We start from the raw sequence: 16,393 nt of genomic DNA, 5'->3' as shown, positions 1-16,393 counted from the left end.
GTCTCGCGCGGCAACTCTTCTACGCCACCCCGTCACCCGCTCACTGCACAGCTAGCGGAGCGCGCCGGAGCCCTTCACATACGACCTCAGCGCTTGCCGGTTTGGGAGAGCCAATTTGCGCATGATGCGATGCATATGGCTCTCCACTGTCCGCACGCTCAAAACCAGACGCGATGCCACCTCCGGATTGGATAGCCCCTCGGCGACGAGCTTTGCCACTTCGAGTTCACGACCAGTTAGGGTGACAGCAGCGACCAGGAACCGTGCGGTGTCGATGTCGGGCCTCGGGAGCTCGGACAAGATGGCCTTCACCTCGTGGTCCGCGTTGCGTGCGAGCCGCTCTTCACCAGCGTCACGAAAGAGATGCGCCGAGCGCCGCAATGCGGCCACGGCCATACCGTCACGCCCAACTTGGTGTAGGCCTTCGGCAGATTTTGCGAGGGCGTGCGGGTCGCCGGCAAATTTCGCGTGCACATACTCAAGCTGTGCTTCGTATAGGGGGCTGGGCACTGCGGGGACATACTCGCGAAGGTTCGTCAACCAGTCTTCACGCGGCGCGATCTCCGCCGCGGCGAGCATGATACTCAACGCGGCCGCGCGGCCGCCCCGCTTCCAGAGTCGATCACCCGCACGCCACAGCACCTCGGCAGCCTCAGCGACATCGCCGTTGAATGCGTGAAGTTGGGCTGACGGCCATGCCGTGTTCTGGCAGGGGAGTATCCCATCCTCGGTGCCCGCGGAAAGCAGGTGCCGGAAATATCGTTCGCCTATGTTCGAGTTGCCTTGACGAATCATCACAACTGCCGCCGCTCCAAGCAAGATCTGCCGCGACTCTATGGGGAGCAACGGAGGCTCACCCGCACCGAGTAGCGAGCCCAGCAGGTCATCAATCGGCTCGTAGTCCCCCGCATTAACGTAGCCGAGGATGAGCCCGGTGCCCCACGCGCGCATCGCGTCGATGTCGAGCTCACTCTTCGCGTCCTCGACCCCTCGTGTGGCCATCGCCATAGCGGCCGCGTGCTCACCCAACCCGAGCAGCGCGAGTACCTGCAGTGCGTGGGTAGAGGGCTCTATCCACGCGACCGCCGGCGCGTCTGCAAGATACTCCCGATAGACGCGCTGCGCGGTGTCGAATCTTCCGGACGCGGTGAGAATCATCACGTGTACATCTCGTAGTGCGGCTCGGACCGGGGCGGGCATGGAGCTGTGGACTTCGAGGAGAAGCTCGAAGTCGTCAGGAATCTCTGCGTGCATCGCCTGAAGGTAGACTCTCGTCGCGCGCAACATTGGGGCGTACTCGCCTACAGACGCCGATCGATCCTCAAGTTCCCTGAGCGCAGCCGTCAGATCACCCTCCACATGAGCGATCCACTGTGCCCGCACCGCGGTGAGGCGCGCGTGATCCAATGCTGTTCCTGGCACAACACGCGCGCTGTCGAACACCGCCTGGATCTGCTCTCGGTCACCACCATCCTGCATGAGCGCCTTCACATAGGAAGCAGCGGTATCTGCCGCGGGCGACCGTTTCCACTCCGCTCGCGCAAGCAAACGGCGCGTCCGTAGCCGCTCCTGCACGAGTCGAACGAACACGGCGTGATTGTCTTTCACCGGGAAATTAGGTTCGCCGAAGTTCGCCAGCGCTTCCTCTCCACATTCAGAGTCGAGGCGCTCCCCGATGAGCTCAGTCAGTCGGATTCGTCGAGCAGTTAGCGTTTCGTGCCGGAAGAACTCAACGAGCAATGGTGGCACAACGGTGACAATCTGCTTTTGGCCGCTTGTGACGAGTTGAATCACCCCACGCTTCTCAAGCATCTCGATGTCCTCCCAATCGACGATCTGTCGGATGGTCTCTACGTCTCTGCCGCCGACAAGCGCGATCATCTCTAGCGCGTCACGGGCCGAAGGGGCGAGGTTGACGAGGTACCTCTCGACGACCCCTCGGAGCGCGGGGCTCCATAGGTTGTGGTCGGCGACCCACATTCCGTTAGTCAATCGCATGCGGCCCTCTTGCACCGCGGCCGTCACCACGCTGAGGAGGACACCGACCAGTCCACCAGATTTCCCGAACAGTCTGCTGAACGTCCCCATCTCGACGGGCTGGCCGAGCACCGATTCTGCAATGGAAGACAGGTCCTCCAAACCCAGTGGGTTCATCTCAATAACCAGCCCGGGAGCGCGCGCGGAACCCGGGATTCCGGTTGCGGCCGGTCCGGCATCGTGGCCCCAGAGTCGCGTGACCACCACTGGAACAGTGTGAGCACGCCTGAGCGCGTCGAGAACGCCCCACGTAGATTCATCCAGGTCATCCCAATCATCGACGACGATGATGGATCGGTGTGAGCGGAGCTCCCTACCCAATGCGTCAGCGACGGATTGAATACCGTTCGGGCGAGGTTCGCCAGCCGGAAGAACCGCCGCGAGGTGTAGAGCGGCCAGAGGGTGCTGCCGGAGTGAAGCAACCCCTCTGACCCGGAGTATCCGCCACCCGGCTTCTTTCATCCGGTCAGACAGCATCTCAGCGAAAGCAGTGCGTCCGCTGCCTCGCCTGCCCACAACCGTGACGCTTTCGCCCTCCTGCAACAGTTGCACGGCTAGGGAGAGTTCGTGGTCGCGGCCAACAAGCGTCGACGAGGCGGGGGGCATCTGATGTCCTTTCGGGAGGAGCTCGATCCCAGACACCCGCGCTGTTCGGGCGCGTCGAGTGACGCTCTCGAGGGGTGGGGACTGGTACCGAGTGTCAGTGAGACCGCCGAGGCCACAGTGCTTCCCACGGAGAACTCAGTGTTCGACCTGCGGTATTTAAGCGGTCGCACCGACCGGTAGCCCACATCCACACTGCACGCTCCGCGCTGCTGCAACGCGCTTGCGCAGTGCATCGCGCTGCTGCAACGCGCCCGATAACACCTAACGCCCGACGGCTGCGTTACACAACGCGCCTCGCAAAACGCTTCGTTGCCGCGCCCGGGAGACAGGATGAGTGTGTGCGGGGCGAAGACGGCTACCGTCTGGCACGCTGCGGGCATCCGACCGCGCAGATAGGTACGACCACCGTATCCGGGCGGACAGCAACGTCGCCGCGAAGCGACATGAGTTCGGGGGTCATACAGAGGCCGGGATCGCCCGTCTCACCCGCTGCGCGGCGGCGTTCGCAAGCCCCCTGCGCCCACAGCGACCCCGACGCGCCCCCAGAGCAAGACAGGGCCGCTCGGTTCAAGGACACTGGCCCTCGAGCCGAGCGGCCCTGTCTCACGTATGCGGGGACGTCAGATCTCGTCCGCCTGGTCTCTGTTTGCGCGCCTCAGGCGTGCACCAATCAGCGCGGCACCGGCCGCGCCCATCACAAGTGCTGCGGCAAGCGCCGTCGTGGCGAGCTCCGCTCCAGTCTGCGCAAGACTCCCATCCTTCGCGTCGGCGACGGCGGGGGCAGACGGGTCAGTCTCCTGAGGGTTGGGGACAAGGGCTTCCGCGGGGGGCTCCTCGTTCTCTGCAGGCTGATCGTTCGCCTTGACGCCCGCAGAGTCGTCGTTAGAGTCCACACCGTCGACGAAGAGTGTCAGCGGTTCTCCCTCGCTGTCAGCAGGTTGGCCGTGGAGACGGGCGGTATTGATGGTCTCGGCCAGCATGTCGTCAATTGTTGACGTGGTGCAGTCGAGCGAGGCGGATTCTCCCGGCTTCAAGGCTCCGAACTCGAGAGCTCCGCACTCGACGCTGGGGCCCGTCTTGCCACCGCTGAGTTCCTCCCGAACCACCCGAATGTCGGCGAGCGGCACGTTACCGACGTTGGTGGCAGTGAGCCGCCACTGAGCGTCAGTCGATACCGGAACCACGGCGTGTTCAATCCAGTTGTCGTCGACTGCAGGATCGCACCCGGTACCGAGGCTGCAGACCTGCTTTGTCAGAACGAGACGAGGGTCATGGACCTGCACTTCCGCCTCATCCACATTGGAGAGTACCCCCGTAGGGAATCGCGAACTGAGCTTCCCCCCGGATGGGTCGACGAAGTCGCTCGTCAGCCTCGCAGCGTTGATGACCCGCTCACCGGTGATTCCCGGAGACATGCAGACGATGCTGGCGCTCGCCCCGACAGCGAGCGTGTCGGCGATGATGTCATCACACTGGGGGGCTTCGTTCGTCCCGCCATCGATCACGTCGGACTCGACGCGGATGTTCGTGAGATCGGTGTTCCCGACGTTCGATGCGGTCAACCGCCAGAAAACGTTGGCGTTCTCTGCGACCTCGGTCGCTTCAGTCCACGCTGCATCATCCTCCGGATCGCAAGCGGATGCAGTATCCGCGACGCAAACTTCCTTTGCAAGGTGCAGCTGCGGATCAAGGACCGAGAGGAACACTGTCGTTAGTGCGCTCACCGTGTCGAGCCCATTAGGCGACTCCACCGCGGTTGCAACCCCAAAGGATAGCCGAGCTCCCGAATCGGCAGGAGTAACGGTTCGCTCATACCTGCTCCGCGTGGGGATGGTGTCGCGACCAGATCGCAGAACGTCACCCGGCCCAAGTTCGGTGGTTGTCCCTCCCGCGGGACGGATCCGCCAACCCATTTCATCGGCGTAGAATCCCCAGTCGGTCCCTGCGACGGCATTCTCTTCACGCTGACAAGCCTTCGTGGTTCCGATGAACTCGAGGGTATCTCCGGCCAGCGCGTACACCGTGGCACCCGTAGTGTTTGCGGCTTGGATGACCGCCGTACCCATCGCCGCGTCACCCGAGCATCGGGTAGAGGTGAGGTCGTCGTACGGGTCCGTCACTTCCAGCCTCACTGAAGGGGGGCTGACGGGCTCGGGTATCAGCGCAGCCATCGCGGCGGTCCCGCCCCCGAGCAGCAATGATGCACTACCGATACCTGCGAGCCAGGCGTACCTTGTTCTACGTTTCAATGTAATCTCTCTCTAGTGATTTCGCGTTCGTTATGCGCTCGTGAGAGATGCCCCTCAACTCCGCCGACAGCCTCGCGTCTATTGATCGACTTGGAGGCTGTCGCGACCGCATAGGTGTTTCGAGTCGCCGCTCCCGGTGGCAAGTGGGGTAGGACTCAAACGACCATCAGGCCGCTTCGACCTGCTTCAGCGAGGCCTATGTGGACCGCTTTGTTCGCCCACGCAGCGCCCCAGGAGGCGAATTCCATCGTGGCGGAACCACTGGTGATGCGGTCAGTAATGCGTAAAAAGTCCGCCCAATTGCGTGCGACGGTGCCCTAGTTGGGTACATGGGTGGACATCGGACGGGGTCGCCTGTAAGTGCTCGCAGAGGATGGAGGCGTACCGATCCACAAAAGGAGCCCGCTCAGATGGGGAACGAGTCGAAGGTTCGATATCTGCACTGGCAGGCGGAGACGTCGAGATATCGGGCACCTCTGGTGCTGTTCCGACAGGCGACGCCTCTGGCATTGGATGCGTCGCCCGCTGCGCGTCTATAGAGAGCCGGATTACCGAGGGAACGGCCACGACCCAGCCTCCACGCGTGCAGCAATAATGGTTGCCTCCACCGCAGATGCCGACGAACCGCGCCGTGTGTGTCCCGGGAGGTCTTGTGAGCGCCACACCTATGGATGCTGGACGATGTATTCAACAAGGTGTTGGTCGCGATGCCGCCCGATTCGCCGTTCGCTGGTGGGGAGCCACTTGGGGACGACAAATACCCGACCATCGTCGGTTGGGACGATATTGCGCATTTCGACGGGGCCACGAAGCAGCGGTTGGCGCGGTGTAACGTTCTGCGCCGTTTCCGTCAACGGATCCACAGCCCCACGAGTGTTGCGCCCATGGCCGCGTAAAGAACGGACCGACGTCGAATTATGTGCATCGCGAAGTGTGAGATGAATAGCGAGTGCCGTCGGGCACCGGAAGCCATCTGTACCTCGCGTCATCCGCACGCATAAGAGGTATCTGCGCGGTCCATTCGCGCGGACCTCGCAGATACCTCTCGCGTGTTAGAGCACCCGACGGCTACAACAGCCTGCTCAACTCTCGGGTCCGGCGACGGCGTTCGAAAATGGAGATGGTAATCAGGGCGAGCAACCCAACCGCCGTGTAGACGACCCCGCTCGTCGTTCCGCCTGCAAAAGGCAGAACCAGCGAGGCGACGTCGGCGATCACGATGCGATTCTTCTCGGTGCTTATCGCCTCAGGGTGATCGCCTGCGCGGCCGATAGACACGGTCATCGATTTGTTGAACGAGAAGGGCACCGGCTCGGCGAGCAGTTGATACCCGAACGGAGCGCGGACTTCGACCAGCAGATACGGTGTGTCTGCTTTCAGGCCAGTGACGCTCACAAGCCCCGCCGACAAGGATGGCGAGCTGGCGACTTTCAGCGCAGAGCTGCTGTGCTCTTCCACCAACCGGTCATAGGTGCCCTTGTTTGCCGGGTTGACCGCGTACTCGACACCCCGTACGGGGACCGCGCCTGCGGGAAGCTCAATTCCTCCATTCCCATTCAGTCCTTGGAAGGGGTAGATCAAGAACGCCGCGCCAGCAAGCTCGACATTCGCTTTGCCGTCCGATCCGACCTTGAGCACCTCGATCGGGCGGAGGGTGTTCGTCACAGTGATCGTCCGGCCATCCAGAGCCACACTCGCATGGTCGGTGAAAAGCGAAACGTCGCCGTCATCGTCGACGCTGAATCGGATGAGTTGTGTCAACGCTTCGTAGCCGGCGGGCGCCCGTGTCTCTTTCAGGTAGTAGATGCCTGGGTCTAGGTTCTCCAGCGAAAAGACACCAAGGAGGTCATTGCGGAATTGCGCCTGCCCGTCGCACTCAACGTTCCAACCGACTTCGCGGCAGAGTTCGAAGGTTGCGCCGTCGAGCAGCGAGCCTGCTTGATCGACCTTTTCGACGATGAGCGCCATGTCAGCAACGACTATCGTCTGCGCGGAGTCGTCGAGGTCCTCATGTCGCGCAACAACGGTGCCATGTGTATCGACGATCTGCTGGAACGCGACCAGCACGTGGTTTTGGAAGCCGATGGGGACCTGAAATGGGACTTCGACGGAACCGTCGCCAGAACTGTCGGTAACGAACTTCGTCATGCCTTCGATCTTCGTTGTCTTCTTCGTCGCCTTGTCCATCAGGACACCATTCACGGTGAACTCGGCATCCGGAGCGAGATTGACGTAAGAGACAGTGTCAACGATCTTTCCACCTGCGGCTGCAAGCGTGTGGTCACCATCCGCCTCGTCCACGGCGACGGTGGAGACGTCTGCGACCGAGATCGATTGCCGCTCGTCGTCCAGGTCCTCATGAGCGGCAACCATGTTGTTGCTCGCGTTGTAGATGCGTTGATATGCGACGAGCGTCTTACCCGCGTAACCGGTCGGCACCGCGAACTCCACATCCACTTCGCCGGCTCCGAGAGCACCGGCCCGGAACGAGGCTGTGCCCACAATGCCCGTGGGCTGGCCGGACGCATGTTCGACCAGTTCTCCCCTGACGGTGTACTGCGCGTTCTCCGTGAGGTTTGCGTACGTGAGCCGGTCGCGAATGGTGCCCCCGTCCTGAGCAAGAGTGTGGTCGCCGTCCGCGGTGTCAGTGGCCTCAGTCGTCACTGTCGCTGCCCGTACAAGCGGCGAGACCGCGAACAATCCGTTCCCACCCGCGCCGCCCTGCGCTGCTCGTCTGGTCGAGGCGTCGCAGATAGTCGTGGGTATCAGAGCGTACTGGAGCACACGCCCGGAGCTGCCACCAGCGGCGCTGAATGTGACGTTCGGCACCGAGGACGCCGGGGACGAGTTCATTGCTCCAGTCTTTTCCAGCCACACGCCGCCCCCACCGCCACCCGCCCCGGGAGGGGCGATTGCTCCCCATGTCTCAGCCAGATATGCGTCATCGCCGCCCTTTCCGCCATCGACAGTGAACGAGATCGGCTGGGGGAGCTGATCGACGCGGACCCGCATCTGGCCACCTGCACCACCACCCGAAGACGACGTGATTCCCCCAGGTGACGCAGGCACGCCGGACCGGCCGGCACCGCCGTTGGCAGCGATCTTGCCTCCGGCTCCGGTAATGACGTTGTAGTCCAGATAGATGATCCCCCCGCCTGCGCCTCCCAGACGGGAGTCTCCGGAACCGACGCCCAGACCACCTGCCCCACCCAGCATGAGATATGGATTTGTGGCGTTGAGACCATGCCGCTCGTCCGGGATCTGCTGACTCACGGCACTGTTTCCCGCTCCGCCGCGAGGCAGGTTGTATGTAGCGGTAACTGAGCCCTTGTATTCGAAGTGGTAATAGGAACCGTTGCCTGAAGCGCCGCCCCCCGTCCAGCTTCCGCCGCCTCCGCCACCCGCGCCGAGACCAACCTCGAAGTTCGCTCCACCGGAGCCGCCCCCGCCGCCGTACGAACCACCACCACCACCGGCGCTCGCGTAGGTGGAACCGTTTGACTTCCTCCCGGCCTGCCCATCCCCACCGTTGCCGACGCTCCGGACGCCTCCACCGGAGCCGCCTGATCCGTGGTCCGAACTCCTGGTGAAACCACCGCTGCCGCCGCCGTCGGTTCCGCCGCCGGCTCCCGAGACGCTACGGCTACCGCCGCCGCCGCCGCCGCCGATGATGCCGCCTCCACCCCCTGCGCTGATGGGCAGGTCAAAGCCAATGCCCGTACCACCGTTTACCCCCGGCGCGCGGAATGAAGTGCCGCTCGTTTGGTCGTGATTCACTGCGCCGCCCGCGAGCCCACCACCGTTGGAGCCGGATTTGGTCGGGCCCGGTGCCGGTTGCGGGAAAGCAACGGTCCTGAGACCTTCGCCTCCGCCACCCCCTTCGCCGCCGCCGCCTTTACCCTTGGCGCCGTCTGCGAAGTTCGAGTCCCACGTCCCATAATTCGTACCGGTTGCTCCGTCGCTACCGCGTCCGACTGTCCCTCCCGCGCCGGAGGTTTGAGCGGCGACGACCGCCGCCGTGGGCTGGTGCTCGTTGGTGAACCCTGTCGCGGACGCATCGATGTCTGCTTCGACGGTGAGGCTCTGTCCAACCATCGCCACGACGCCACCCGTCTGACCATCCCAAGCGACGGGCTTGACCTTTTCCTTCACGACGACTGTGCCCGGTTCGCTGTACATGCGGACAAGTTGCACGGCTTCGCCGACAGGATCGAATTCGTGCGTGACTTTTGAGAGAGTCAGGACGTTTCCCGACACGGCGGTGACGGTTGCGATGTCGTAGCGTCCGAAGGCAGAGCCCGCCACCGACGGTGACGTTCCTGTCATTTGGATAAGCATGACTTCATCGCCTTGCCGGAAGCTCGCTGAGGCTCCCCGTGGCGCACCCCCGACAGTGACTGCGTTGCCCTTAATGCCGGTCACCGCCTGATAGGTGTTGATGATCCCCGACACTGCCGTCTCGCTTGCAGCCATCGCAGGTTGGGTAGCACTGGTTGCTTGCCCGAGTGGTGCCAGCAGCAATGTTAGTGCGACGAGTACTGCTGGCACCCGGGGACGCTGAAACGCGGCGGGTACCGCACGGGCACTCCGCGCGGCATCGGTCTTTGTCACTGCTGTACCCTCAAATCTCGCTCACTGAAAAGTATTCGTCCGGTCCGGTCGGAACTATCGCTCGCATCCGTGCTCACGAACGCGGCGGGGGATTCCGTCGGTGTCGCACACGACACGCGGCCACCGTGTCTTGCCGACCACACGCACTAGCCCATCGTCCTCGGCGCGTCGAGAAGGCATCTGGCCATCCGGGTCGACTCCAGTGCTATGGCAAGCGATATAGGTAGTGGACCGCCCCGCAGCAGTGGGACGGCTCGCCCCTTGAGTGCATGCTCGCGCATGAACAAGGTGCGCCCTCTACGCGGGGGCCGGGCTCCAAGATTCTCGGCTGGCAACCACGCAACGCCGCGGTTCTTGCGTTCAGGGATACGCGGCACTTCACGCGGCGATAGACCCCCACCGTTCGCGTCCTCCGCTACCGACGGTGCGACCCCGAGCTGATGATCATGCGCGCATGGAACGAGTTCCCTGGCCCTTGGTAGGTAGACAGCGTTCTCCTCGACGAACGCTCGCAGCGGACGAGCTCACCGAAGAGTCGAGCGTTTCTAGTCTCGCCGCCCGCCCAGAGGTTCCCCCTCGGTGCACGCTCGAAGGATGCGCCATGGGGAGCGCTCCTCTGCGCCCGGGGCCGCGCGGAGACTACGCGCCAAGATTGAAGAGCATCAATCCACCACCATCGGCGTTTCGATCCCAAGCGCCGCCCGGGCCCCTAGCCGCTACCTGTCGGGTACTCACTAGGCGATGCAGCGTACGACCGGGCGTCCGGTTGACCACCCAAGTGAGGGACGGGTCACTCGCACCACAGGCAGTTCTCGCCGTTCCTCTTAGGTCCACGGTGGCATCCTGATGCCTTCTTCAAGAATGGCACGACTGTCGAGATTTGCCGACGCACGGTTGGCAGTTGCGGAGGCGATACACGTGAGTGCAGGAGACGTTTCGAATCGCCGGTGGACAAAGAGTCGCCGCTGGCCGGCGGCCGCCAGCATCTTGGCAGTGCTCAGCATTGCGGCGGCCACACCGACAGCCCCGTCCCACGCGGATGTCACCTCGTTCGAGTTCACGGGCACATGGGTAGACCAGCCCGACACGATGGTTTCGGGGCTCGACACAGTTAGGGCTGTCTGGCGTTTCGACATCAATGATTCGTCGCCCGCGCCATCAAACCAGCCGGTCCCGAACATTGTCCTTGAAGTGAGTGCTGACAATGCGCACTTCACATCGCTGCCAAGCACGTGCGTGTCCACCGATCTGGACGGTGCAGGCAACAAGGTGCGTCCTCAGTCTTCGTTGTCGGCGGACGGCCGTTCCTTGATCTGCAATCTCGGTACACGCAACCAGGGCACCGCGGAATTCACCCTTACCGGCGTGGTTGCCGACGGCCCTCCCGGCAGCCAGGTCGCGGTCCGTGCCGAATTTGCCGGCCGTAGCCTCGAGCTCCCGAGGATCCCGGTCGTGGCGGACTTCGCTATGGATGCAAAGTTTGACAAGGGAGCTCCCACATCTGCGGCGAGCTCCGAGACGAAGTATCAGTTGGTCTCGTTCCCGTTTTCGCTGAGCCATGCGCGAAGAGCCTCTCCGGGCCCAACGTCGGTCAGCTATGACCTAACCATTCAGGAGCCGTACTCCGCGGTTCAGCTACGTGCCGGGCAGAACTGCGTTCCTTTGGATCGTCGACAGCCTGAGTACCCCTTCTCCAGCGAGGGTTCCCCTCCGGACCGGTCAACGCGTTTCCCTGGTTGCACATTGGAGAAGGTCGGCCCTGCTCTGTTCCGGTTGACGCTGTCCGGACTGGACTATTCCGATGGTCCCGCGCTCGAATCGAACGGTCAGCCTTTGCCCAGCGCCATGAACGTGATTGCCGCGGGCGACATCCTGCTGCAGGTGCCGTGGAAAGCCGCGTCTCAGATGACGCTGAAAGCATCCACCCCCGTCTACACCGCACAGGACGGTTCGACCTATACCGACGACGCGTCGAACAATACCAATGCAGCGCCCATCACCAGGGGAGCGTGGAGTGGTGGATGGGTGCTCTCCAGCCAGCGACCCGAAGGGTATGGGGGTATCTCCTGGACCGACAGCTACCGCGCGCCCGCAGGTGCAGTCGTCATGTCGACGAGCGCCGTGAAAACCCCGCAGAACTACTCCCCCACTGACAACTGGGTCTGCAAAACGTTCGACACGGAGTTCGTCGAGTTCACCGGCGCGCGCGTCGGGCTCGATGGCACAAAGCCCTACTACGACGACAGCTATGACCGTGATATCTGGTACTACACCGGAGAGATGGTCAATGCTCGCACCGGGGCACCCGTAGACCCCAACCTTTTCGAATGCGGGACGACCACGGTTCGCGGTCAGGCCGACGCAGGAAACCCCGACGGCTGGTCGACTACTCCCCCCGATGACCTGTCGACCGTGAAGGCCGTCAAACTGCAGGTGACCAATGATATGGGCCCGATGACGACGGTGCTCAACGGGCTCGTCCATCTCGTCACTGAACAGCGAATCAAACCGACCGCCCCACTCGGTCAGGACATCTGGACCTGGACCTCGAAGCTGAGCGAGGGCGCGAACAGCTGGGAGCTGACTCCCGCAGTGCAAGCCGCCCAGCACCGCACCACACCCGCGAGCCCGACGACCGCGCAGGTCTACCCTGGTATCGCGACGCCCGGGTTGCGGTACTCCTACGCAAGCGTCGGCCGGGACGTCCTTCGCGTCGTCGGCTCCGTACCCGCCATCTCAAAGCGTGTCCTGCAGCGGGAGTACGGACCGGGCACGGTTGCGGATTATCGCATAGACGCTGGCCTTGAGACCGTCCTGGCGCAGCCTCCGACAGCGAGTCTCGTCGTCAGCGACGTTCTGCCTGTTGGCATGGAGTACGTGGTCGGGAGCGCCGAGACGGAACCGATCATCACCGGCGCACCTGCCAGCGGTCAGAAGCTCACCTGGACGTACCGCGACGTGCAACCGAACGAAGCCCCGCAGATCATTAATTTTAAGGCCGCCGTCCCCGATGACGCCGCGCCAGGTTCCGTATACAAGAACACGGCCTCCGCGAGCAGTCAGGGAAACAGCCGCACGGCCTCTGCGACCTTCGTCATCCCCGATTCCGGCTACACGACCCTCACGAAGACTGTCGAGCGGGCCACAGTCAACCTGGACGCCGGGACAGCCGAGAACGATTGGACCCTACGGCTCACCTCCTACGACCCGAACGTTTCTGCGTTCACCGACATTGTCGACATCCTTCCGCACCACGGCGACAGCAGAGGCACAACATTCAGTGGAGACATAACTCTTCGTGCGCCTGTGCAGGCTCCGCCGGGTGCAACCGTCCTGTACACCACCGCGACCGCCGATACCCTCAACGAGGATCCGGCGCACCGCTCCAATGGCCGCATTGGGGAGCCGTCGAAGATCTGGTCCACGGCCTTCACTACACAGGCCACAGCCTTCCGTGTGATCAGCAAGAATCTCAAGTTCCGCGAGGTCATCGAGGTCACGGTGCCCGTCGTGGTTGCCGGCGCCCAAGAGGGCGACGCGTACGTCAACACAGCCGTGGCCCGCGCCTCGAGCACCGCGCTGAGGATGCGAGCTTCCGCCCTGTTCACCGTCGCGGTGACGCCGTCGCTGTCTTGGGCCAAGGTTGGCACTGCATCCTCCAAGGACTTCCTCACCGGCTCCGCCTGGTCGCTGGTCCCGACCAGCGACGCTGGAGTAGACCCGGAGGCGGACGCGGTGGCGCTCGAGGTGGCCGATTGTGTGGCGGAGAAGCCACGTGAATGCGCCGGTCAAGACCAAGACCCGCGTGCGGGCAAACTCACCGTCACACACCTCGCACCGGGGTGGTATCGACTGACGGAGACCTCAGCGCCCGACGGATACGTGCTGAATACGGACGCGTACTATGTGCAGGTCGACGGAAAGACTGCGCTGACTGAACCGGTCGTGAATGTCCCGATTTCAGGTGCCCCCGGCGGCGGAACAACGTCCGATACTGGTGCGGGTTCTTCCGCCACAGCCCTCGCCGCGACGGGCTGGGGCGGTGTGGCGGCGTTCATTGCAGTCGCTGGCCTGCTCCTGCTCGCTGGATGCGGGCTGCGGGTGTTGCGTCGCAACACCGGCAGTCCGGTTGAGGCGTCTGTCATAGAAGCCGACGCGTCCGAGCGCGACGACACCGTCGATCTCAGCAGGGGCGGCCAACGCGTGCGGCCCGGGGATGAACCGTATGCCAAGTCCTGACCATGCACTGCAGTTCCGCAGCTCAGTACCGCATTCTGGTGGACGCACCACATCCGAGAACGCGCGGGCCTACGCTCAGAGAGCCCTCGAAAGCGGCGAACGAGGAGGAACATGATCCCCCACACCGGGACTGGGGCGCTGTCCGCGCCCGGAACACCAAAAAACATCACCTCGGCCAGGGACGTAGTGCTCACCGGGTGTGGGCGCGCATACGTTTTTCCCCCAGAGGTACCTCAAGCGCACCGCTTAGCCGGGCTTGGCCACCCGGACCACCGAGTTGGCTATGTCGAGCCCGGCGACCGAGCATGGCGAGCCCTGAGCCTGGGGAACCTACCGGTACTGACCGCACCCGCCACCCGTCTCGCGGCATTGCGAGCCGTCATCGAATCAGCTGGATGGCGGCTGTCAACCGAGGCGCCCCGGATCAGGCAGCCGCACCTCCGCCTGCCCGTCGCCGCCGGTCATACGCCGCTCGCCGAGCCCCTCACTGTGGTCCTCGGGGCGCTCGGTCGGATTCATCTTGTCCGGCGACTCGCAGAGTCCTCGAAAGAAGAACTCATCGGAACGCTGGGGACTGTTTGGCCCACAGGTGAACAGTTCGCGGCGCTTCGCGTGAGTGACCAGAGCTCGGCACGCACTCTCCATCGGACGCGCCACTCCGCAATCAGTGCGCTCATCACCTCATCGGGATACAGCCCCAGCCCCAGCGGACACTCCACCTCCTAACCATGCCCCACGACGGGCAGCGCCCTCCGGCAGGGTCTACGCGGATGGAACCGCAAGAGCTAGCTCGGGCCATCAGTAGCCGCATGCGTAGCATCCGTTGCATCACGCAGTCGCAGAACGATCGCGTACCGCCCGCAATCGAGAGGATCGGACCGTTCATATCATGGACACGGAGACACTGTCACGGGTTGTGATGTTCGAAGGGCTACCGGGTTCGGGAAAAAGCACCGATTCGCGAGCACTCGCCCACCAGCTGACCGCAGCAGGCGTCGCCACCACACATTGGCCTGAGGGCCGCACGGACCACCCCGTAGACTTCGAACAGGTCGCGCTCCTCAACGACGCCGCACTCGGCCGAGTGCTCGCCGCTCACCCCTCTGAGGCACACGCACTGGAAAACGCCCTCGTCCACGCTGGTCCCGGACATCACACTGTCCGTTATTCCTCCGACAAGCAGTTCTCGGACGCGCTCCGGCGGTCTCTCGCCGCCTACGACAGTTACGACGGACAGGTCTCGCCTGAGCGACACTCACGCGCGCTCAGGTCCAGCTGGGGACGGTTTGGCCGGCGCGCAGACGATGAAACCACTCACATTTGGGAGTGTGTCCTCCTACAAAACCCCGGCTGCATTTTCCTTGCACGCTTCGACCGCCCACCGGTCGAACTGGAGAGCCACGTGTCCGGCCTACTCGCAGCCATCGCAATGAAGAATCCGATGTTGGTGTATCTGGACCCAGGCGACCCCGAGGACACCCTCAAGCGCGCGGCAGCAGAAAGACCTGCGGAGTGGCTCAATTCCGTCATCGAGTACCACACCGGTCAGGGCTACGGTCAGCGTTCTGGACTCACGGGCTTCGAGGGGTACGTGGACTTCATGAGGTACCGCCGAACCGTCGAGGTCGGACTTCTTCCCCACCTGGAGATCCCCACCTTGCACGTGAAAACGAACGAGGTCACAAGCAAAGACCGCACTGAGATGATCCGCTCCTTTGTCACCTCGTCGGATACGTCAGCGCTTCGGACTGACACACCCTGATCGTCGCGCGTCAAGGCCAAGTTATCTGAATCCTCGAGATGCGTCTTGAAAGCTCGAGATGCGTTTTCCTACCGGCGGTGCCGAAGAGCCTCGATCCGCGGGACGTGGCCGCGACGCGGCGACTGTGGCGTCATCGGGTCCGCCTCCCGTCGGCCGTTCATCGCTGTGACGATGCAGAAGATTGCCATCCGATCGCAGTGACCCGAGGAACGGCCACTAACACTTCCGCCTCGCCGGGGCACAGTCCCAGCGGTAGTGGCGCTGGTGGGCTCCGGGTCAGCAAGAAGGCTGGGGTCGCCAGCGCTCACGACCGAAGTCGGAGTGATGTTCCAGGGCGGCTATTACTTGCATGCCGGGCATGTCACGCCCGCGCACGAAGTGCCGGTCCCCGAGGAGGAGAACCTGCTCGTTCGTTCGGGTCAGCGAAACGTTCAGGAGCTTTGCGGCGCTGGTGGCGCCCTTCCCCCCTTTCAGGTCAGCGGCTGCGACCCAGGGTGGTTTGTCTTGCATGAGATCGAAGATCACCGTCGGATACTCCTGTCCCTGAAACGTGTGCGCGGTTCCCGCGGGGAGGTCGATGCCGTATTGCCGGGCGAGCCGTTCAGGCCGCGCCTGAGGAGCGTGCGGCGTGATGAAGCCGACGGCCGGATGCCGTGCGGCGAGCTCAACAGCGATGACAGCCGTCGGATCACACGACCAGGACAGCCCGACACGCTTGAGCTGCCTATATGGGATGCGTGCCGTCTCGATGAATGTGACACGGGGCCAACGGATCGCTTGACCGGTTCCGTGTCGCGGCGCCCGCACCTCGCAGGAACTACGGGAGGAAACCCGGGCTGCCAGCTCCCGCCCTCGATACCTCTGGCTCCTGGCGCGTTCTCATGTGCCG

7 protein-coding genes are annotated in these 16,393 nt (G+C 63.4%); 2 read left to right on the top strand and 5 right to left on the bottom strand.

The genetic code is table 11. From position 1 onward, the window contains the following. Positions 1-51 precede the first annotated feature (51 nt). From AC6CHX_RS11955 to AC6CHX_RS11940, 4 genes are all read right to left on the bottom strand, one after another. Complete coding sequence (locus AC6CHX_RS11955; RefSeq protein WP_498272993.1) at positions 52-2,643, bottom strand: LuxR C-terminal-related transcriptional regulator; 2,592 nt, start codon at positions 2,641-2,643, stop codon at positions 52-54. A 620-nt stretch (positions 2,644-3,263) separates the two neighbouring features. Then, complete coding sequence (locus tag AC6CHX_RS11950; RefSeq protein WP_498272992.1) at positions 3,264-4,763, bottom strand: DUF7617 domain-containing protein; 1,500 nt, start codon at positions 4,761-4,763, stop codon at positions 3,264-3,266. Positions 4,764-5,960: 1,197 nt separating this feature from the next. After that, positions 5,961-9,365: a VaFE repeat-containing surface-anchored protein gene (locus AC6CHX_RS11945; protein ID WP_498272991.1), complete on the bottom strand. Its 3,405-nt coding sequence runs from the start codon at positions 9,363-9,365 to the stop codon at positions 5,961-5,963. Between the two features lie 962 nt (positions 9,366-10,327). Next, positions 10,328-10,747 carry a hypothetical protein gene (locus AC6CHX_RS11940; RefSeq protein WP_498272990.1) on the bottom strand — a complete coding sequence of 140 codons (420 nt, stop codon included), beginning with the start codon at positions 10,745-10,747 and terminating at the stop codon, positions 10,328-10,330. On the opposite strand from AC6CHX_RS11940, the gene AC6CHX_RS11935 reads away from it, so the two are divergent. Together AC6CHX_RS11935 and AC6CHX_RS11930 are read left to right on the top strand one after the other, a co-directional pair. Next, entirely contained in the window at positions 10,740-13,742 is a 3,003-nt protein-coding gene (locus tag AC6CHX_RS11935) for a SpaA isopeptide-forming pilin-related protein (RefSeq protein WP_498272989.1), read from the top strand. The genes AC6CHX_RS11940 and AC6CHX_RS11935 overlap by 8 nt on opposite strands. An 889-nt stretch (positions 13,743-14,631) precedes the next feature. After that, entirely contained in the window at positions 14,632-15,504 is an 873-nt protein-coding gene (locus AC6CHX_RS11930; RefSeq protein ID WP_498272988.1) for a P-loop NTPase family protein, read from the top strand. Between the two features lie 276 nt (positions 15,505-15,780). Here AC6CHX_RS11930 and AC6CHX_RS11925 read toward each other — a convergent pair whose 3' ends face one another. Beyond that, the gene (locus tag AC6CHX_RS11925; RefSeq protein ID WP_498272987.1) at positions 15,781-16,311 is read right to left on the bottom strand and encodes an AAA domain-containing protein; all 531 of its coding nucleotides are present in this window, start codon (positions 16,309-16,311) and stop codon (positions 15,781-15,783) included. Positions 16,312-16,393: the final 82 nt, after the last annotated feature.

Source organism: Microbacterium sp. GQ128, from assembly GCF_059758615.1.
Note: the sequence above shows the minus strand (reverse complement) of the source record. Positions and strands in the feature narration are given on the sequence as shown.

Excerpts from the sequence above, each read along its gene's own strand:
- AC6CHX_RS11955 (WP_498272993.1), bottom strand. The coding sequence starts at position 2,643 with ATGCCCCCCGCCTCGTCGACGCTTGTTGGCCGCGACCACGAACTCTCC.
- AC6CHX_RS11945 (WP_498272991.1), bottom strand. The coding sequence starts at position 9,365 with ATGGCTGCAAGCGAGACGGCAGTGTCGGGGATCATCAACACCTATCAG.
- AC6CHX_RS11930 (WP_498272988.1), top strand. The coding sequence starts at position 14,632 with ATGGACACGGAGACACTGTCACGGGTTGTGATGTTCGAAGGGCTACCG.